This window comes from Promicromonospora sp. CA-289599, assembly GCF_050936155.1.
Classification (GTDB): domain Bacteria; phylum Actinomycetota; class Actinomycetes; order Actinomycetales; family Cellulomonadaceae; genus Promicromonospora.
Genome location: NZ_JBNJNI010000001.1, coordinates 1,096,827 through 1,115,465, shown reverse-complemented (window position 1 = coordinate 1,115,465; position 18,639 = coordinate 1,096,827). Strand labels below are relative to the sequence as shown.

Below are 18,639 nucleotides of genomic sequence, written 5' to 3'. Positions count from 1 at the left end.
CGACCGCTACCAGAAGCGGGCCGGCAGGCCGTGGCGGGCGTAGACGCTCTCTATCGCCGCCCGGATGTGGGCCGGTTCGCCCAGGTTGTCGTCGTCCAGGCCCAGGACCACCAGGGTCGCCACGCCGTCGTGCTCGGACCACCAGGAGTCCAGGCCGCCGCGCATCTGACGCAGGCGACCGCGGGTCAGGCCCTGCGTGACCCCGCGCATGAGCACGCTCGAGGCCGAGGTGCCCAGCGGTGCGGCGAACGTCGCGGGCAGCCGGCCCAGGTTCGAGGCCAGGCACAGCGGCGCGGTGGCGTCTCGCGCGGCACGCCTCGCGACGGCGTCGGGCACCATCTGCATGAGCGGCTTCAGCGGACCGAGGGTGTCCACCCGGGTGCCGGACGTCAGGGCCCGGAACTCGGCCGCGGCGCTCGCGCGGATCTGCGCCATGTCGGTCACGACCCCGGCTCGCTCGGGCGCGGGGGTCACCGTGGTGTCCACGGCGATCGAGACGCCGGACGTCGCGTTGGAGCGCAGGTCGTCCTTGCCGCGCAGGCTGACGGGTACGGAGACGCGCACCGGCATGCCCGCGGTCGCGGCACCGGCCGCGAGCAGGATCTCGGTGCAGACGGCGATGAGCAGGCTGTTCGCCGTCCCGCCGGCCGCGTGCGCGGTGCGGTGCCAGGTCGGGGCATCGGTGTCGACGACGACCACCGGCGGGTTGGCGGGCTGCGTGTCGTCGGTGCGCGGCTCGGGGCGGGGCCGGTCCGCCGACTGCTGCGCGAGCACCGGCGGCACCGGTCCCTGCCTGGCCGCCTGCCGCAGACCGTCCACTGCCGCGCGCGCCTGCCCGGTGGCGTCGCGCAGGTCGGCGACGAGACCGGTCCGGATGCGCTCGCCCTCCTTGGGCAGCCTGCGGGCGGACGGCGACCCGGGCACGCCCGCGGCGCCCGCGGGCCGCACGTCCGGGGCCGTCCGGCCGATGGCGGCCTTGCCCGCTGCGACCGTGGCGGCCGCGACCGCTGCCTGGAACGCGCCGATGTGCATCCCGCCGTCGGCGACCACGTGTGACGTGATGTAGCTGAGCACGCTCCCGCCGCTCGCCGTCGGCGCCGCCGCGAGGGCCCAGGTGGGACCGTGCTCGGGGTCCAGGTTCGCCTGCGCCTGCCGGTCCGCCCAGGTGAGCACGGCGTCGTCGGGCACGGGGGTGGACTCGATCGTCGGATCCAGCGACACCGTGGAGGCCGACCAGCGCGCCCGGGCGCCGGGGAGGCGGCCAGGCCGGACCACCCGCTGCAGCGGGCCGTCGGCCAGGCCGCTGTGCAGGACGCGCACGGCGGCGGCGTCCAGCGGCGCGGGCAGACGCCAGACGGTCTGGTTCACCACCGCCACCCCGAGCACGCGGCGGGTGCGGAGGAAGAGGTCGTCGTCGTAGGTGAGGCGGTTGCTGGCCGCCCCGTCGGTGGTGGTCGCTGGGCTGGTCCCTGGGCTGGTCACGGGGCCTCCGGTGGGTGGCGGGTGAGTAGAGTGCGCGCGTGCGTCACGTCCTGGCCCTGGTGGGCAGTCGAGGAGATGTCCAGCCGGCGCTCGCGGTAGGTCTGGAGCTGCGCCGCCGCGGGCACGAGGTGGTCACCGGTGTCGCGCCCAACCTCGTGCCGCTCGCCGAACGCCTGGGCCTGGACCCGGTGCCGCTCGGCATCGACTCGGCGGCCCTGCTGGGCTCGGACCTGGTGCGGCGCGATATGCGCTCGCCTCACCCCGTGCGGCGGGTGCGCGCGCTGCGCGCCGTCGCGGCGGCGGGCTGGGACGAGCTGCGCACCGGCCTGCTGGCACTGCTGGACGACGTCGGCCGCGCCGACACGGTGGTGACCGGCCTGCTCGGCCAGGAGGTCGCCGCCGCCGTCGCCGAGCGGCGCGGGCTCGGCATGGCCGCCCTGCACTACTGCCCGGTCCGGGCCAACCGGGTCGTGTCGCCCGTGAGCGGGCTGCGCGGGCCGGGCGCCACGCGCGCCGCCTGGGCGCTGGGGGAGCGGGTGCGCTGGGACCTGACCCGGCGCGCCGAGAACGACCAGCGCGGCGAGCTCGGCCTCGGCAGGGCCCGCGTGCACCTGCCCACCAGGCTGCGCGACGCCGGAGTCGTGGAGGTCCAGGCCTATGACCCGGCGCTCGTCCCCGGCCTGGCGGACGAGTGGGGTCCGCGCCGTCCGCTGACCGGCTTCCTCGCCCTGGACGACGACGCCCGCGCCCGCCTCGGGGAGGCCGGCTCCGGTGCCGATCTCGAGGAGGGCCTCGCGGCCTGGCTGGACGACGGCGACCCGCCCGTCTACGTCGGATTCGGCTCGATGCCCGTCGCGGACCTGCTCGCGCTGCTCGCCGCCGTCGACGCCGCGTGCGCCGAGCTCGGGGTGCGGGCGCTGGTCAGTGCCGGCTGGAACGACTTCTCGGCGGCCGACGGCGGCGTCCCCGGTTCCGGCGTGGACGAGAGGCGGGTGCGCGTGGTCGGCGCCGTCGACCACGCGGCGGTCCTGCCCCGCTGCCGCGCGGCGGTGCACCACGGCGGTGCGGGCACCACCGGTGCGGTGCTGCGGGCGGGGCTGCCCGCCGTCGTCGGCTGGTACTCGGCCGACCAGCCCATGTGGGGTGACCTGCTGCGGGGCGCCGGGGTCGGGGTCGCGCGCCGCGCGAGCACGCTCACACAGCCCGGCGTGCTCGCCGGGGCCCTCGCCGAGGTGCTCGACGACGCGACCGCTGCCCGGGCCGTAGCGCTCGGCGCGCGGCTCGTGCCCGCCGACCGGGCGGTCGCCGCGGCGGCCGACGCTGTCTCCGGCGTGTTCTCCGGCGCTCTCTCCGGCTGAGGCTGTGCCGTGGCGCACCGTCACCACGGCTCCGCCGGGATCTGCCAGACGTCCGCCTCGGCCAGCACCAGGTCGCGCAGCGCGTCGGCATCGGCCACGCGGTCGGGGTCCAGGCCGGCGACGCTGAGCACCGTCGTGTGGCCCACCGTCGTGCAGAAGGCGACCAGCCCACCACCGGCGGCACGCAGCTCGGCCGCGCCGGCCCCCTGGTAGTGCGACAGCGTGGCCACCGCACGGACCGCGCCGCCGGGCGCCTGCGTGTAACCGTCGGGCGGAGTGCCGAGGTTGGACGCCAGCGCGGCGGCGACGGGCGGCTGCGGCAGCTTGCTCACGACGGTGTCGGGCAGCATCTGCACCAGCTCGAGCGGTACGGGCGACACGCCAGGCTCCGCCCGGCCGACGGCGGTGTACGCCTCCTTGGTCGCCGCCCGCACCCAGCCGAGGTCGCGCGTGGCGAGCACGTCGGCCGGGATCGTGACCCGGGCGATCTTCGTGGAGTTGGCGCGCGGGTCGTCCTCGCCCCGCGTGGACACCGGGAGCGCGACGGGTACCGGCTCGCCCGGGAACCGGCCCGTGGCGTGCACGAGGCGGGCGAGGAACGCGACGAACCACGTGTTGGGCGTCCCGCCGTGCTCGGCGGCGACCTGCGCCACCTGGTCGGCCGGGAGCTCGAGATGCAGCACGGGGGCCCGCCAGCGGTCCCCGCCTTCGCTGGTTGAACCCCCGTTGGTCGAGCCTGTCGGAACCGGGGTCTCGACAGGCTCGACCAACGGCGTACCAGGCCCGGCCTGCGGAGTGGCGGGCGGCGTCCGCCGCCCGCGTGCGGCCTGGCGCGTCCGCGCCTGCGCCCAGCGCGCGACGGCCGCGGCCTGTGCGGCGGCGTCGGCGGCATCCGCGAGCAGCGCTCGCGTCCCGCGCTCGGGCGCCGGGACCACTATCGGGGCGGCGTGCGTCGACGCGCGCACCAGGGCGTCGATCAGCGCGGCGCCGTCCGCGACGGCATGTGCGCAGGTCAGGGACACGATGCCGCCGACGACGGAGCCGCCCCCACCAGCACCCGCTGCGGGGTCCGCCACCACGTCCGTCACCACGTCCGCCACCACGTCCGCCGCCGCGAGCCGCCAGGAGTGGCCGTGGGCGGGGTCGAGGGGGAGGTCGGCCTGCGCCTGCGCCCAGGTTCCGACGGCGCTCTCGGCGACGGTCGTCGTCTGCAGGTCGAGCGCGGGCAGCGTGCCCGCGGGTGCCCACCGGTGCCGGGCGCCGGGCACCCGAGCGCGCACGACCCGCCGGTGCAGGGACCCGGCGGCGAGCCCCTCGGCCAGCTCGCGCAGACGGCCCGCGTCGTACGGACCGTCGAGGCGCCACAGCACCTGGTTGACGGCCGGACTGGCTTCGCCGTCGTGCCTGCGCAGGAACATGTCGTCGGCAAACTGCAGCCGTAGCGCGGACGCCTGGTTCGGCACGCTCGTCCTCCGTCTCGGGCCGGTCCCGTTCTGGGGTAACCGTCATAGTTCGGGTGAACCATACCCATGAGGCTGACTTTCACCCGCTATATCCGGTATAACTGTCGCCGCAAGGGGTCCGCGGAACTCGTCCGACGTCGTGCTGGCCGTGCCCACAGAACGATCTAGGGATCCGCACGCATGGAATACACCGAGCTTTCGGCCTACGACCTGCCGGCCGGGACCGTGACGTCATGGACGCCGCGCGCCGACGCCGGCCGCTGGCTGCAGGACCCCAGAGAGCTGTCCCCGGGGCACGAGGCGCACCTGCGCGACTCCGCGCCGGGTTCGTGGATCGGGTCGGTGCTGCGGGTGCCCGGCCCGTACGAGGCCGAGCCGCTGCGCCGCGCGATCCACGCGTGGATGAGCCGCCACGAGGTGCTCCGGGCCACCGTCACCCGCGACGCCGGTCAGGGCTGGCGCCGGGTGACCGCCCCCGCGGAGGCCGTCGCGATCCGGGACCTGGTGGTCGGCGACCTGACCACCGACCAGGTGACCGCGCTGCTGCCGAGCCTGCTCGCCGACGTCTCGCCGACCGCCTGGCCGCACTGCGTCCTGGCGAGCGTCGTCCCGGCGGCCCCGGACCCGGACTCAGGGCCGGAGCGCGCCGACCACTTCGTGCTCGCGTTCGGTGCCGACCACTCGGTGATGGACGCGTACTCCCAGCTCCTGTGGTTCGAGGAGATCGTCTCCCTGTACGACGCCGCCCGCCAGGGCGTGCCCGACGCCGACCTGCGCGCCCTCGAGGTCGGCTCCCACGTGGACTTCTCCGCCGAGGACCGCAAGCTCGCCATGACGCTGGCCGCCGACGGCGAGCCGGTGCGCCGCTGGCTCGACTTCCTCGGCCCCGAGGTGACCTTTCCGCGCTACGGCACCGGGGTCACCCGCCCGGCCCTCGACGCCGCCGAGGCGGCCCGCCCGCAGGCGTCCCGGTCGTACCGGCTCGCCACGGCGGACCAGACCGACGACCTGAGCGCCCGCAGCCGCGCCCGCGGCGCTTCCGCCCAGTCCGGCGTGCTCGCCGCGTTCGCGCAGGCCGCGCGGCGGGTGCACGGGCCCGACCGGCTGCGGTTCGTCCTGCCGATGCACACCCGGTACGCGCCGCAGCACGCGGCCGCCGTCGGCTGGTACGTGGGCCTGTGCCCCGTGGACCTCGACCTCGGGGGCGTGGACCCGGTGCTGCGTACGGTCTCCGCCGGCCAGGGCGAGCAGACCCCCGTCATCGACGGCGACGCCCTGACCGCGACCATCGAGCGCGTGCACACGGCGGTCTCCGCGGGCAAACCCCTGGTGCGGTACTCGTTCGCGCGCATCGCCGAGCTGGGCGGCATCACCGACGGCCCGCACTTCGCCGTGTCGTACGTCGACACCCGGTTCGTGCCGGGCGCCGAACGCTGGAGCACCTGGGAGGCACGGACCCTGCGCAGCCCCGCGTACGGCACCGACGAGCTCTACCTGTGGTTCCTGCGCACCCACGACGGGCTCAACGTCTCCACGAGGTACCCGGACACCCCCGAGGCGCACGCCGCGATGGACGCGCTGGTCGCGGAGCTCCGCGACTGCTTCCGGGCCTTCGGCACGGCGAGCCTGCGGGAGGCGGTCGCATGATCCTCGGCACGATGGGCACGTGGACCACGAGGCCCGGCCAGGTGCTGCACGTGCGGCCGACGGAGCAGGCGCGCGCCGCCGCGGCGTCGGCTCCGGTGGACCCCGGACCGCCGTCGTTCCTCCAGGGCGACCACCTGCGCGCCTATGCGGCGCGCCGGGCGTCCGGCGGCCGGCACCGCGCCTGGACCGGCACGGCCACTTACCTGGACGGCGTGTTCGACGGCGCGGCGCTGGCCCGCGCGCTCACCCGGCTGGTTCGGCGGCACGAGGGCCTGCGCACCTGGTTCGACGTCGACGCGTGCGCCGCCGGCGGTACGCCCGTGCGGCACCTGGTACCGGCGGACGCCGTCGCCTTCGAGCCGGTCGCGGTGCCCGCGTTCGCGCCGCGGCCGGGCGGCTCGTGGGACGACTGGGTGACCACGCACCTCACCGAGACGTTCGTCGCCGTCTGCCGCCCCGACGCCTGGGCGCCGTTCGCCCTCGGGGCCGTGGTCGCCGACGACGGGTTCGGCCTGTTCTGGGGGTGCGACCACGCGTTCACGGACGGGGCGTCACAGCTCATGGTGCTCAGCGAGCTCGAGGAGCTGTACGCGGAGGAGCTGGACCCGTCCCGCTCGTCGAGCGGTCCGCGCGGGTCGAGCCTGTCGAGACCGGACCCCGACACCGCGGGCTCCTTCCTCGCCCACGCCGAGGCGGAGCACGCCCTCGCCGCAGCGACTCCCGCGGACGCCCCGGAGATCCGGGCGTGGGCCGACGCCGTCGCCGCGCACGGCGGCCGCCTACCCGGCTTCGCGCTGGACCTCGGCCTGCCACCCGGCGAGACCGCCCCGGTGCGGATCCGATCGGCGACCCTGCTGGACGCCGCAGGCCTCGCCCGCCTGGACGAGCTCACCGCCGCCCACGGCGCCCGCTTCACCGGTGCGGTGTTCGCGGGCATCGCGCTCACCGACGCCCGGCTCACCGGCGCCACCGACTGGTTCGGCGTCACCGTGGTCGGCACGCGCGGGCCCGGTTTCGAGACCACCCAGGGCTGGCTGTGCAACTTCGCCCCGGTCACGTTCCCCGTGGCCGACGACGGCGGGCCGGCACCGTTCACCGCGGTCCTGCAAGCCGCCGACGCGGCGTTCCGGCAGGCCAGGAAGGTGGCGAAGGTCCCGGTGCACGCCGCGCTCGGCGTCATGCTGGCCGACGGCGTGCTCGACCCCGACGCGCTCGGCAGCCCGCAGCTGATCAGCTACCTGGACCTGCGCCGGTTCCCGGGCGCGGGCCGACCGGCCTACGACAACGGCCTGCACTTCACGGGGGAGGGCTGCACCGCCAACGCGTCGCTGTGGGTGAACCGGGACCACGAGCGGCTGTATCTCGTCACGCAGAGTCCGGACGCGCCGGCGGCGCAGGCCGCCGTCGACCGGTACATCGCCGAGCTGGCCGCCACGTTCGAGGCGGCGGTCGGCGGGCCTTCGGCGGCCGGCGGCGTCCGGGACGAGCGCCTGGAGGCGACCGGTGCGGGTTCTCTCGGCTGACCTCTGGGAGCCCGCGCCGGGCCAGGTCCTCACCTGGGACGTCACGCCGGGAGCAGGCCTGGTGCCCGAGCCCGCGCCGATCACCTTCAACCAGCGCAACCACCTCCTCGGGGCGGAGCGCGGCGAGCCGAGCGTATGGATCACCGCCGCGTTCGACGTCGACGGGCCCGTCGACGTCGATGCCCTGGAGGCAGCCTTCCGGGACCTCGTGGTCGGTCACCCGGGCTTGCGAGTCGAGGCGGTTCGGCGGCTGGGCACTGACGTCGGCCTCGTGCAGCACGAGCCCGGCAGCCTGGTCTGGCAGCGCCACGACGGACCCGCCACCCGCACTGTCGAGGCCACCCGCGCGCACCTGGTCGCCGAGCTCGGCCGGCGGTGCGCGCCGTTCGGCTACCCGGCATTCCTGCCTGCGGGGATCAGCCGCCCGGACCGCTCCACGATCGTGCTGGGCATGGACCACCTGCACACCGACGCGTGGTCCACGACCGTGGTCGTCGAGGAGCTTGCCACGCTCTACGCGGAGCATGCCCGGCACGCGGCGCCTGTCCTCGCCATGGCCGGAGCGGTCGCGGCGGGCGCCGGGGCCGTGGCTGCGGCGCCGTCCGCGGACGCGCCGGCCTTGCCGGACGTGTTGACCCTGCCGGACGTGTTGACCCTGCCGGACGCGTTGACCCTGCCGGCGAACGACCCGGTCGGCCCGGTGTTTGTCGGCGCCGACGACCCGCGGCTCGCGACCTGGCACGGATTCCTCCGCGACCAGGGCTGGGCGCTGCCCGTGTTCCCCCTCCCGCTCGGCGTGCCCGACGGCGAGCGGGCACCCCAACGCACCGTCGTCCGCTCCCTGGCTGACTCCACAACCGCGGACGCCGTCGCCGGACGCGCCGCAGGGGCCGGTGCATCGACGTCGGCCGCCGTGCTGGCCACGTTCGCCCGGGCCGTCGCCGACCTCGGCGGCCCCACCGTGCTGGAGACGCTCCTGCCGGTGCATACCCGAGCCGACGAGTCGGCGCGTCGGGCCGTCGGCTGGCACACGACCACGGTGCCGCTGCGCATCGAGGTGGACGCCCCGGTGCCGGCGGGAGCCTGGGCCTCGACCGGAGCAGGGACCGGCGTCGTCACGGACATGGCGCTCGCCGCCACAGGCCAGGCGCTGCGGGCCGCGCGGGCGCTGTCCGCGGTCCCGCTGGAACAGCTCGTCGAGACGCTGCCGCAGCCCCTACGGTTCCCGCGGCGAGACATCTTCCAGATGTCCTATCTGGACTATCGCCGGCTCCCCGGCCACGCGGCGGCCGCCGAACGGCGGGCGCACCACGTCTCGGCCGCGACCCGGGCCGACGACCTGCAGATCTGGGTGTCCCGCACCGACGACGGCGTGGCGGTCCGGGCGCGCATGCCGCGCACCGACGTCGCGGTGGAGACGATCGACGCTCTGCTCGACCGCTGGGCGGCACGACTTACGGAGCTGGCTACGGGCTGAGCAACACGACGGGTGCGCCCGTGATTCTGCGGAAAGATACATAAAGTGTATCGTTCTGTGTTATGGAGGGCGCAGCGCGGTCCGTGGTGCCTAAGGCAAGCAAGCTTGCTGACTGGGCATTGGCCCGGGGGGTGACACACCTGACGGCGACCGAAGTCGCCACCATCCTCGCTGTGCCTGAGGAGCAGGTAAGGGTCCGCCTTCGCGTGCCCGCACAGCGTGGTGAATGGGTATCGCCGATGCGTGGTCTCTGGGTCCCTGTACCGCCGGAGTTCCGCACCTGGGGTGCGCCGCCCGGTATAGAGATCGTGGCGGCGATGATGGACTACGCCGACGCTCGGTACTACGTCGGCTGGTTGGCTGCAGCGGAGCTGCACGGGGCGGCACACCAGGCCCCGCAGGTCTTCCAGGTGGCGACCTCGAAGGGCCTCAGAGGCCGTCAGGTCGGACGGACCCGGTTCGAGTTCCTCACGAGGTCTGCGGTGATGCGGGTCCCGATCGAGCGTCGGGTCACGCGGACTGGTGTCGTGCAGATCTCCACGGTGCACACGACGATGCTCGACATCGCTGCCGATGTGCAGGCGGCGGCCGGAATGGACAACGCCGCCACCGTTATTGCGGAACTCGCCGAGCAGGACAGCTTCGACCCTGGCACTCTAGTGGAGGTCGCGCGCGAGTATCCGGCTGCCGCCCTGCAACGCATCGGCTGGTTGCTGGAACGGTTCGGAGACACGGCTCTCGGACCGGTCGCGGATGCCGTGCGTGAACGAGCCGGGGGGCAGGCGCGTCTGGACCCGACCCGAGGAAAGGTCGGTCCACTCGACGGCCGCTGGAACGTCCGCCTGAACACCACTGTGGAGCCCGACCTGTGATCCCTCGTTCTGCCATTACCGCCTGGTCCGTGTCGCACCCTTGGCCGACAGTCGATCAGGTGGAACAGGACCTGCTGCTGTCCCGTGCCATGTGCGTGATCGCCGAGCACGAGTATCTCGGCGAGGAGCTGGTCTTTCGCGGAGGCACTGCGTTGCACAAGCTGCATCTGGTCACCGGTTATCGGTACAGCGAAGACCTGGACTATGTGCGCAGGACGCAGGGCGGGATCAAGCCGCTGATGGCAGCGCTGACCGAGGCGGGCCAGGGCCTGGGCTTCGAGGTTCGGACACGTGTCTCGGAGCACCCGAAGGTCTTTTGGCGCGCCGTATCGGACTCCGGGGTTCCACTGCGGCTCAAGATCGAGGTGAACACACATGAGCGGTCACCGGCCCGAGCGCTGCAGCGCTTGGAACACTCAGTCGACTCGGAGTGGTGGACCGGAAGCGCCAAGATCCTGACGTTCCACCCGGCGGAGCTCGTCGCGACAAAGATTCGTGCGCTGTACCAGAGGTCGAAGGGCCGGGACCTGTTCGACCTGTGGCTGGCTCTGACGGAGATGGCGTTGCTGCCTGACGAGATCCTCGCGAGCGTTGGACCCTACCGCCCGGACGGCCTCACATCTGCACAGGCGATCGCAAATCTTCGTCGGAAGGTCGGCGATCCAACGTTCGCCACGGACCTGGACCGCCTGCTTGTCACCGTCCCGGCCGGCTATTCGGTCCCGGATGCAGCGGAGGCCGTGATCGAGCTGTTGCTTGCGCGGCTGGACGACTAGGCCGGGACTGGTCGCCGCGGGGCGACGCCGCCGTTGGCGCCGTCCTACCCTGCCTACATGGCTTCCGACGACGTCCGTACGCTCACCGAGGCCAGGGCCGTCTCCGCCCTGGCCAACCCCGCGCGCTCCCGCCTGCTCGACTCGCTGACGGCGCAGGGGCCCGCCACGGCGTCGGCGCTGGCCGAGCGCACCGGGCTGGCGGTCGGGAGCATCAGCCATCACATGCGGGTGCTGGCGACCGCCCGGCTCGTCGAGGAGGCACCGGAGCTGGCGCGCGACGGGCGGGAGCGCTGGTGGCGCCGTGCGGCGCGGTCCATCACCTGGGGCCGGTCGACGCTGCCGCAGGACGCCGAGAGCCAGCGGCAGGCGGTGGCCGCGGAGGAGTTCATGCTGGCGCGTCAGGTCGAGCGGGCCCGCGCCTGGCTGGAGCGTTCCGAGACGAACGAGGAGTGGGGCCGGGCCGAGCTCGCCACGGACTCCTGGCTGCGGCTCACCCCGGACGAGCTGAGCGAGCTCGGCGACGAGATCAACGCGGTGGTGGGACGCTGGAAGGAGCGGAGCCGGGCGGTCGACGCCTCGGACGGCATGGAGGGGCGTGAGCACGTCTTCCTGTTCGCGCGAGCGTTCCCCTCGCAGCCCTGACCCAGTCCTCAACTGAACAAGGACACTTGTACAAGAAGTCTTGTACGTCTAGCCTGTCGATATGACGACGTCGACAGCGCCTCCCCGCGATACCGCCTCCGCCGCGCGGCCTCTCGGGCGCAACCGAGCCTTCGGCCTGCTCTGGCTGGGCGAGGGCGTGAGCCTCGTCGGCAACGCGACGAGCTCGACGCTGCTCCCGTTGCTCGCGGTGACCCAGCTCGACGCCGGTCCTACCTGGATGGGGCTCATCGCGGCCGCGACGTGGCTGCCGTGGCTGGTGATCGGCCTGCCGGCGGGCGCGTGGGTGGACCGGCTCCCGGCCCGGCGGGTGATGATCGTCGCGAACCTCGTGTCCGCCGCCGCCTTCGGGAGCCTGCCGCTGGCCTTCGCGCTCGAGGTCCTCACGCTGACCCACATAGCTGTGGTGGGTCTGGTGGGTGGGGTCTGCACGGTGTTCTTCCGGACCGCGTACCAGGTGTTCCTGCCCGAGGTGGTGCCCGCCGAACAGCTCGAGTCCGCGAGCTCGCGCCTGTTCGGCACGGAGTCCGCCGCGCAGGTGGCCGGGCCGGGTCTGGGCGGCCTCCTCGCCCAGTGGCTCACGGCTGCGGCCGGGATCGCGCTCGACGCCGCGACCTTCCTCTGGTCCGCCGTGTGCCTGTGGCGGATCCGGCTGCCCCGTCCGGCGAAGGTGCCCGACGGCCCGGCCGAACCCCTGCTCGCGCGCATCCGCGAGGGGGTGGACCTGGTGCGCCGCGACCGCTACATCCCGTGGCTCGTGGGCATCGGCGGACTGTCCAACTTCGGGCTCACGGGGTACGGGGCGCTCCTGGTCCTGTTCCTCGTGCGCGACCTGCACCTGACCGAGGCAGGGGTCGGCGCTGTCCTCGCGGTGGCGGGTGGAGGCGGGGTGGTGGGCGCCGTCGTCGCCCCGTATCTGAGCAGGTTCCTCGGGAGCGGCCGGGCCTCCACGACACTGCTGGTGCTCTGCGGCCCCGCCGCGCTGCTCGTCGGCGCGGGCCTGCCGGGCTCGGGCGCGGTGATCACCGCGGCCGGCGGCTTCCTGACCGGCCTGTTCGTGGTGGCGGGCAACGTGATCCGGAACGCGTGGCGGCTCCGGTACGTGCCGGCCGGCCTGCGCGGCCGGGTGATGACGGTGATGCAGGTGGTGAACTTCGGCACCATGCCGGCGGCCGGCGTCGTCGCGGGCTGGCTCGGCGGGGAGATCGGCGTCCGCGAGACGATCCTCGTGATGGCGGCCGTGCACTGCCTCGCGTGCTGGGGCGTGCTGCTCTCGCCCCTGGCGCGGATGCGGGAGCTGCCGACGGGACGGCTGGGCGGCCAGCCGTCCCGTTCGGCGGCGGCGGTCAGGCTCCCGCGGTGACCCGCCGGTCGATGCCGCCGGTGAGCTCCGCGGCGTCGTAGTCCGCGCCGCCGTCGAGGCTCGGCATCATCGAGGTGAGCTGCGGCTTCCACTCGGCGTACCGCTCGGGGAAGCAGCGCTCGAGCAGCCCGGTCATGGCGGCGACGGCGGTCGACGCACCCGGGGACGCGCCCAGCAGGCCGGCGATGGTGCCGTCCTGGGCTGCGACGACCTCGGTGCCGAACTCCAGCACGCCACCCTTGCCCTTGACCCACTTGATGACCTGGACGCGCTGGCCCGCGGTGATCTTCTCCCAGTCGCCCGGCTGCGCGGTCGGCATGAACCGCTGCAGCTCGTGGAACTTGGTCTCCGGCGCGGCCACGACCTGACCCACCAGGTAGCTGGTCAGGTCGAGGTTCTTCACGCCGGCGCCCAGCATCGAGAACACGTTGTGCGCGCGCAGCGACGTGATCAGGCCCAGGTACTTGCCCTTCTTGAGGTACTTGGGGCTGAACCCGGCGTACGGGCCGAACATCAGGTAGCTCTTGCCGTCCACGATGCGCGTGTCCAGGTGCGGCACGGACATCGGCGGCGCGCCGACGTCGGCCTTGCCGTACACCTTGGCCTGGTGCTGGGACACGATGGCCGGGTTGTCCGTGCGCAGGAACTCGCCGGAGATCGGGAAGCCGCCGTACCCGCGCGCCTCCTTGATGCCGGAAGCCTGCAGCAGCGGCAGCGCGCCACCGCCCGCGCCGACGAAGACGAACTTCGCCCGGACGGTACGACGGCGGGTGCCCGCGTTCCAGGACCGGTCGTGCAGGTTCAGGCGCCAGCGCCCGTCCCGCAGCTTCTTCAGGCCCCGGACCTCGTGGTTCAGGTGCAGCTCGGTGTTGTGCGCCGTAGCGAACTCGACGAGCTTCTTGGTCAGCGACCCGAAGTCGACGTCGGTGCCCGCGGCGGCGCGCGTGGCCGCGATCGGCTCGTCGGCGTCGCGGTCCTGGGTCATCAGCGGCGTCCACTGCCCGATGACCTCGGGGTCCGAGCTGAACTCCATGTCGCTGAACAGCGGGTGCGCGCTGAGCGCCTCGTAGCGGCGGCGGAGGAAGTCGACGTTCTCGGCGCCGCGCACGAACGTCATGTGGGGCGTGACGTTGATGAAGTCGGTGCCCTCCATCAGGCCGGCGGTCAGGAGGTGGTTCCAGAACTCGCGGGAGGTGTGGAACTGCTCGTTGATCTTCACCGCCTTGGAGATGTCGACCGAGCCGTCCTTGCGCTCGGGCGTGTAGTTCAGCTCGCAGAGTGCGGCGTGGCCGGTGCCCGCGTTGTTCCACGGGTTCGACGACTCGAGTGCCACCTCGTCCAGGCGCTCGTAGATTCCGATACGCCAGGTCGGCTCGAGGATCGTGAGCAGCGCGCCGAGGGTGGCGCTCATGATCCCCCCGCCGATCAGCGCGACGTCGACCTCTTCGGAGGGACGCGGGGCTGTCTGGAGATAAGAAGTCACGACAGGTACATTAGCGGGCTTGTGAAAAGTTGAACGAGCGCTGTGGCGTGAATCACGTGATGCGATCCGTGACCTCCCTCACGCTCACAGCGCCCGCCGCCGCACCTCCCGCTCAGCGAGCGGGGACCGCGGACGGCCACGGCCCCAGCTCGGGCAGCTCGCCCGGCAGCGGGTTCGCCGGCGTACGCCCGGCGAGCCACGCCGTGACGTCCCGCGGGTCACCGGCGATGTTGTCGACGGCGACGCCGTCGGGCAGCCGCACCGCCAGGAACTCGCGCAGGTGGGCGCACAGGGTGTCGTCCCACGTCTCGTACCCGACCTCCTGGGACGTGCCGGCCAGGGCGTCCACCGAGTGGATCCGCACCTCGCGCCACCAGGCGAGCACGCAGCCCGAGAGGGGGCCGCCGCGGTACCCGCTGGGAGCGGCCCAGAGCGGCGACCCGGGCTCGGGCCAGGCGCTCGCCAGGTCGTTGCGCAGGGCGCCGAGGACCGCGAGGTGCTCGGACACCGTGCGGCCCGAGCCCGCCTCGATCCCGGCGTCGCGGGCCTCCTGGCTCGCGTACACGGGGACCACCTCGCCGCGTTCGGCGGCCTGCGCCTGGCCGCGCAGCGCGTTGCCCAACGCCGCGACGTGGGACAGCACGTGCCCGCGCGTCCAGCCCTCCAGGGTCGACGGCGCGGCGAGGTCAGCGTCGGTCAGGTGCCCGACGGCGGAGATCAGCGTGCCGAGGCCCGTGTCGGAATCGGCGAGGGCGTGCGAGACGGTGCTGGTGGTGCTCACGGTGTTGGTCCCTCCAAGGAAGTCATACGATCGGATCGGGTTGTCAGACGTGGAGGTCAGCCGGGTGACCTGTACGTCTGACAAGTTGGTGGGCCGGGTGGGGTCAGGGCCAAAGGAGGCCGCGGGCCCAGCCGGTGACCTCGGCCCGGTACAGCAGACGGGTGTGCGGGCCGTCGTCGGGCGCCTGCCAGAACTCGACCTCCGTCGGGGCCAGCACGTACGCGGTCCACTCCGGGGCGGTCAGCTCGGTGTCGGCGGTGACCACGGCGAGGGCCTCCGCGAAGGCCCGCACGTACTCCTCCCGGGACGCCAGCGGCTCGCTCTGGCGGTTGACGATCCCGGCGGCCCGCGAGGCGTCGGGTCGCGCGAGAAAGTCCGCACGGCTCGCCTCCTCGCCCGCCGACGCCGCGCTGCCCGTCACCTTGACCTGGCGGCCCAGCTCGGGCCAGAAGAACGTCAGCGCCGCATGCGGGTTGGCCGCCAGGTCGCGGCCCTTGGGACCCGAGGACTGCGAGGCGAACCACCAGCCGTCCGCCGTCACGTCCTTGAGCGCCACGGTCCGCGCATGCACCCGCCCCGACGGCTCGGCCGTCGAGAGCGTCATGGCGTGCGCCGCGAGCAGGTCCGCCTCGATCGCCTCGTCCATCCAGGTCACGAACAGCTCGTGCGGCGTGGGCGGCGCGGCGTCCGGGTCGAAGGCCGGGAGTCCCGGCCGGGCGAAGGTGGGCAGGGCGCGCAGGCGCTCGCGGAAGGTCACGTGTCCTCCTTGTTGGTCAGCCGGTTGGTCAGCCGTCGGTCAGCAGGCCGACGAAGCCGCGCACCGCGGCGGTCAGGGCTTCCGGGTCCTGCGTGGCGCGGGCCAGGACGTAGCCGCCCTGGATGATCGCGAGGGCGGCGTGCGCCCGGTCGCGGGCGACGTCGTCGGGCAGCCCGGTCTCGCGGAAGATCGTGGTGAGGACGCCGAGCAGGCGCACGAAGTAGGCGGCGAGCACGTCGCGCAGGCCGTCGTCGTCCAGCACTGCCTGTTCGGCGGTGAGGCGGCCGATCCGGCAGCCCGCCAGGGCGTCGCGCGGCCGCTCGAGGTAGGCGACGAGCCGCTGGATCGCGGGGGAGTCGCTGCCCAGCGTCGTCATCGCCCGGGCGAGGAGCTGGTCGACGGTCGCGCCGACGGCAGCCACGGCGAGGTCGTGCTTGGTGGGGAAGTGGTGGTAGAGGCTGCCCTGTCCGACGCCGGAGGCCGCCAGCACCGCGCGGGGGCTCGTCGGCCCGACCCCTTGGACGGCGAAGAGGTCCTGCGCGGCGTCGATGAGGCGGTCGCGTGCGGTCGGCGTGCTCATCGCCGCACCATACCTACCTCCAGGTATGGTGCGCAACCAAGAGAGCCCTGAACGCCCAGGTCAGGTGCGTGACCTGGGCGTCCTACGGGTAGTGGCTCAGAACAGGGTGATGACGCCCAGCACGCCGACCGCCAGGGCGAGCGCGAGCGAGACCGCGATCAGCACGCTGTGCACGGTGAGGAACCTCGTCGCCCGCCCGTCGGCGTCGCGCGACCGGGGGTCGGCGGCGATGCGCTGCCAGAACCGCGGCCAGATGAGCAGGTTCCAGGCGGCGGTGGCAATGAGCACGACGGACCAGACAACCGGGATATCCACGGCCCCAGTATGACGGCGATCGACCATGCACCTGCTGCCAAGGATGCCCCGGTCCTGGCAGCAAGTGCATGGTCAACAGCCGTCCGGGTCAGAAGTAGTCGCGGACGTGGAGCTGGCGTGGCGGGAACAGGGCGGTCAGGGCCGTGTCGTGGGTCGGGGCACCGGTCAGGTGGCCCGCCAGCCGCAGGTTCGCCGCGGACTGCGCGCCCGCGTACAGCAGCGCCAGCCCGTTCGGGCTGAGCACAGGTCGCTGGTGGTGCGCGTCCTCGATCGTGAGGGCGTCGCGCTCGAGGTGCGTGACGCCGTCGGACACCGTGAGCGTCCACGCTCCGTCGAGATCCCGCGCGCCGCGGACCGCGAACGGGACGCGGGCGCCCTCCAGCGGCGAGCGGACGCCGCCCAATGCCCCGGCCACGTCCAGGATCCGCAGCATGTACGGGTGGGCCGAGTGCACCGTGGAGGTCAGGTCGGGCAGCACCAGCCAGGCGGGATCGAGGCCCGACGTCGACACCCGTGCCGTGCCGACCACCGTCGAGAAGCTGCCGAGCGTGCGCCACAGCGCGCGGGCGGCATCGGGCGTCAGGGCGATGAGGTCGTCGACCTCCATGAGGGCGGTGGCGGGCGTGTAGCCCTCGCCGCGGATCCAGCTCGCGAAGCCGATCACCTCGCCCGCCGTGCCCTCCGTCGTGTCGATCGCGAGGGTGACGCCCGTGTAGTCGGCGAAGAACTTCTCCGGCGGGGTCCAGAACGGCTTCTCCGCCCGCGACACCGGACCGTTCTGGGCGGCGGCCCACCGGTGGTGGACGGCGACCATCGCATCGAAGTCGGCGATGCCCGCCCGGCGCGTGACCACCCCTTCGGGTGCCGCGACGCGGTTCAGGTTCAGCAGGGGGACGTCGACGTCGTCGTACGAGCCGACCACCTCGTAGCCGAGCCCGCGGTAGATGCCCGGCGCCGTGGGGTAGAGCGTGGAGATCACCTCGCCGTGCTCCCGCGCCTGCTCCAGCGCGGCGTCGAAGAGCCGGCCGAGGTGGCCGGATCCGCGGCGCTCGGGCTCGACGGCGACCCCGGCGACGCCCGCTGTCGGCACCCGTGCGCCGTGGAACCACGACGTGAACCCGTACACGCGCAGGCGTGCGGCCAGGCCGTCGTCGTCGAACGCACCCCACTCGCGGAAGCCTGCGGCCTCCCACTCCTCGCGCGTCGGGACCGGACGGCCGTCGCCCGGCGTGCCGAACGCCTCTCCGCCGAGGCGGGTGTAGTCCGGCTGGTCGGCGTACTTGACGGGTCGCACGGTGAGGCTCATGGAGGCGACCCTAGACATTGGGCTCTTGCGCATCCATCCGAATTCGAGGCTGAGCTCCGGACCGGCTCCAGGTTGTCAGTCGCCGAAGTAGGTGACCAGATCCTCCGCGGGGTGGGGCCGGAACAGCGGCGTGCGCGTCACCTCGAGCGGCTCCGGTGTGAGCAGCCCCGGCAGCTCCGCGTCGGCTCGGCGGTCCCCGGGGGCGGAGCCGTCGTCGGGCACCAGGTCGCGCTGGAAGAGCACCGCGTCGTGCCACTGGCCGAGCTTCCAGCCGATCTTCTCGAACGAGCCCGCGCGGTGGAAGCCCGCCGCCTCGTGCAGCGCGATGGCCGGGTCGTTCGGCAGCACGATGCTCGCGATCGCGCGGTGGTACCCGCGGCGTGCGAGCCGCGCGAGGAGCGCGCTGTACAGGGTGCGACCGACGCCCTGCCGCTGGTGGTCTGCGGCGACGTACACGTTGGTCTCCAGCGTCCACCGGAACGTCGGGCGGTCCGCGAACGGTCTGGCGTACGCGAAGCCGGCCAACACGCCGTCCGCCTCGAGCACGAGCCACGTCTCGCGGCCGAAGAACCGCTCGATCCGGCGCGTCATCTCGCGGGAGTCCGGCGGGCTGGTCTCGAAGGTCGCCGCCGAGTCGGCGACGAACGGGGCGTAGATGGCGGCGCAGGCTGCGGCGTCGTCTGGAGTCGCGACGCGGACGATGCTGTCCATGGACGGATCCTGCCCTGAACAGGCCGGACGCGATGATCGCAGCGCGGGCTTGACGACCGTGGGCCGAGCGGGTACGCCTCGCGCG

At 73.6% G+C, this 18,639-nt stretch carries 17 protein-coding genes; 8 read left to right on the top strand and 9 right to left on the bottom strand.

The genetic code is table 11. The features are described from left to right. Nucleotides 1-6: 6 nt before the first annotated feature. Nucleotides 7-1,482, bottom strand: coding sequence for a hypothetical protein (locus ACQEVI_RS04940; protein WP_432895295.1), 1,476 nt, complete (start codon nt 1,480-1,482; stop codon nt 7-9). 38 nt (nt 1,483-1,520) lie between these two features. On the opposite strand from ACQEVI_RS04940, the gene ACQEVI_RS04935 reads away from it, so the two are divergent. After that, nucleotides 1,521-2,840, top strand: coding sequence for a glycosyltransferase (locus ACQEVI_RS04935; protein WP_432895293.1), 1,320 nt, complete (start codon nt 1,521-1,523; stop codon nt 2,838-2,840). 20 nt (nt 2,841-2,860) lie between these two features. Here ACQEVI_RS04935 and ACQEVI_RS04930 read toward each other — a convergent pair whose 3' ends face one another. Beyond that, complete coding sequence (locus tag ACQEVI_RS04930; protein ID WP_432895291.1) at nt 2,861-4,303, bottom strand: hypothetical protein; 1,443 nt, start codon at nt 4,301-4,303, stop codon at nt 2,861-2,863. Between the two features lie 180 nt (nt 4,304-4,483). Between ACQEVI_RS04930 and ACQEVI_RS04925 the strand changes: the two genes are divergently transcribed. From ACQEVI_RS04925 to ACQEVI_RS04895, 7 genes are all read left to right on the top strand, one after another. Then, entirely contained in the window at nt 4,484-5,950 is a 1,467-nt protein-coding gene (locus ACQEVI_RS04925; RefSeq protein WP_432895289.1) for a condensation domain-containing protein, read from the top strand. Next, nucleotides 5,947-7,473 carry a hypothetical protein gene (locus ACQEVI_RS04920; RefSeq protein ID WP_432895287.1) on the top strand — a complete coding sequence of 509 codons (1,527 nt, stop codon included), beginning with the start codon at nt 5,947-5,949 and terminating at the stop codon, nt 7,471-7,473. Before ACQEVI_RS04925 ends, ACQEVI_RS04920 begins: the two co-directional genes overlap by 4 nt. Beyond that, nucleotides 7,454-8,950 (top strand): hypothetical protein, encoded by a 1,497-nt coding sequence (locus ACQEVI_RS04915; RefSeq protein ID WP_432895285.1) that lies wholly within the window; start codon nt 7,454-7,456, stop codon nt 8,948-8,950. The genes ACQEVI_RS04920 and ACQEVI_RS04915 overlap by 20 nt, the downstream gene beginning before the upstream one ends. Before the next feature lie 173 nt (nt 8,951-9,123). Then, nucleotides 9,124-9,822 carry a type IV toxin-antitoxin system AbiEi family antitoxin domain-containing protein gene (locus ACQEVI_RS04910; protein WP_432895283.1) on the top strand — a complete coding sequence of 233 codons (699 nt, stop codon included), beginning with the start codon at nt 9,124-9,126 and terminating at the stop codon, nt 9,820-9,822. Between the two features lie 59 nt (nt 9,823-9,881). Then, nucleotides 9,882-10,598 (top strand): nucleotidyl transferase AbiEii/AbiGii toxin family protein, encoded by a 717-nt coding sequence (locus ACQEVI_RS04905; RefSeq protein ID WP_432895281.1) that lies wholly within the window; start codon nt 9,882-9,884, stop codon nt 10,596-10,598. A 57-nt stretch (nt 10,599-10,655) separates the two neighbouring features. Then, on the top strand, nt 10,656-11,240 hold the full coding sequence (locus tag ACQEVI_RS04900) for an ArsR/SmtB family transcription factor (protein ID WP_432895279.1): 585 nt from the start codon (nt 10,656-10,658) through the stop codon (nt 11,238-11,240). A gap of 61 nt (nt 11,241-11,301) precedes the next feature. Continuing rightward, the gene (locus ACQEVI_RS04895; protein ID WP_432895277.1) at nt 11,302-12,621 is read left to right on the top strand and encodes an MFS transporter; all 1,320 of its coding nucleotides are present in this window, start codon (nt 11,302-11,304) and stop codon (nt 12,619-12,621) included. On the opposite strand, the gene mqo is transcribed toward ACQEVI_RS04895, so the two are convergent. The 7 genes from mqo to ACQEVI_RS04860 form a co-directional block, all read right to left on the bottom strand. Continuing rightward, nucleotides 12,605-14,104: a malate dehydrogenase (quinone) gene (gene mqo, locus ACQEVI_RS04890; protein WP_432895275.1), complete on the bottom strand. Its 1,500-nt coding sequence runs from the start codon at nt 14,102-14,104 to the stop codon at nt 12,605-12,607. The genes ACQEVI_RS04895 and mqo overlap by 17 nt on opposite strands. 112 nt (nt 14,105-14,216) lie before the next feature. After that, the gene (locus ACQEVI_RS04885) at nt 14,217-14,885 is read right to left on the bottom strand and encodes a maleylpyruvate isomerase family mycothiol-dependent enzyme (RefSeq protein WP_432895273.1); all 669 of its coding nucleotides are present in this window, start codon (nt 14,883-14,885) and stop codon (nt 14,217-14,219) included. A 103-nt stretch (nt 14,886-14,988) separates the two neighbouring features. Beyond that, nucleotides 14,989-15,642, bottom strand: coding sequence for a pyridoxine/pyridoxamine 5'-phosphate oxidase (locus ACQEVI_RS04880; RefSeq protein WP_432895271.1), 654 nt, complete (start codon nt 15,640-15,642; stop codon nt 14,989-14,991). Nucleotides 15,643-15,670: 28 nt separating this feature from the next. After that, complete coding sequence (locus tag ACQEVI_RS04875) at nt 15,671-16,222, bottom strand: TetR/AcrR family transcriptional regulator (protein ID WP_432895269.1); 552 nt, start codon at nt 16,220-16,222, stop codon at nt 15,671-15,673. A gap of 96 nt (nt 16,223-16,318) precedes the next feature. After that, complete coding sequence (locus tag ACQEVI_RS04870; protein WP_432895268.1) at nt 16,319-16,537, bottom strand: SCO4848 family membrane protein; 219 nt, start codon at nt 16,535-16,537, stop codon at nt 16,319-16,321. Between the two features lie 88 nt (nt 16,538-16,625). Beyond that, the gene (locus ACQEVI_RS04865; protein WP_432895266.1) at nt 16,626-17,843 is read right to left on the bottom strand and encodes a GNAT family N-acetyltransferase; all 1,218 of its coding nucleotides are present in this window, start codon (nt 17,841-17,843) and stop codon (nt 16,626-16,628) included. A gap of 75 nt (nt 17,844-17,918) precedes the next feature. Next, on the bottom strand, nt 17,919-18,554 hold the full coding sequence (locus tag ACQEVI_RS04860; protein WP_432895264.1) for an N-acetyltransferase family protein: 636 nt from the start codon (nt 18,552-18,554) through the stop codon (nt 17,919-17,921). Between the last annotated feature and the right edge of the window lie 85 nt (nt 18,555-18,639).